Raw genomic sequence first — 929 nt, 5'->3', positions numbered from 1 at the left:
ACTCTACATCTGGCTCGCACGAAAGGTATAAGTCAAAAGATCGTTTAGCTTGGGAAACCGAACACGATTGTCTCCTGAAAATGCGTGCCTGGATGCTCGATTCGGCAGTAGCAACCGAAGAGGAAATTGTATCGGTTGAAAAAGAAGCAAAGATTTTTGTACGCAATGCACAAAAAGAAGCTTGGAATGAGTTTTTGGATAGCATTAAACCCGAACAAAAACAAGTGGTTGATTTAATTGGTGGTGTAGCTAAACATCAACCGGAACTGGCTAGAATTGCTGCAATTCTGGCTTCAACTGCCGATGCACAACGCAGGGAGGTTTTCACGGCGGTGCGAAAAGCCATCCGTTTATCGGCTAGTTTTAATTCTCCCGAACGTAATGAACTGCTAGCCTGGTATAAACAGCAGGCTAAGGTTAATCACGACCGTTATAATTCTAAACTGCATACTGACGGTAAAGAAAGTCCGGATATGATTGTAGTGGTTAACGCAGCATATGATGAACAATCAAAAATGGTCGACGGTAGGGAAGTGCTTAATGCCTGCTTTAACGAAAACTTTGCCCGCGATCCGCGTTTAGTGGCTTTCGGAGAAGATTTAGGGAATATAGGTGATGTAAATCAAGGCTTTGCAGGTTTACAGGCCAAATATGGTGAGTTGAGGATTACCGATACTGGAATTAGAGAAATGACCATTATGGGGCAAGGTATTGGTTTGGCCATGAGGGGCTTAAAACCGATTGCCGAAATACAGTATCTTGATTACTTAATTTTTGCACTAAATGTACTCAGCGACGATTTAGCATCCCTATCATACCGAACCAAAGGGATTCAAAAAGCACCTGTTATTGTGCGTACCCGTGGCCATCGATTAGAAGGAATCTGGCATTCAGGTTCACCAATCAGCATGATTTTAGGTGCTTTAAGG

1 pseudogene is annotated in these 929 nt (G+C 42.9%); it reads left to right on the top strand.

The annotated features are described in order from the left end of the window. A pseudogene (locus tag AC1DND_RS28580) lies at positions 1-929 on the top strand (transketolase); the annotation flags it as partial.

The organism is Pedobacter sp. 01N416 (assembly GCF_056399685.1).
Note: the sequence above shows the minus strand (reverse complement) of the source record. Positions and strands in the feature narration are given on the sequence as shown.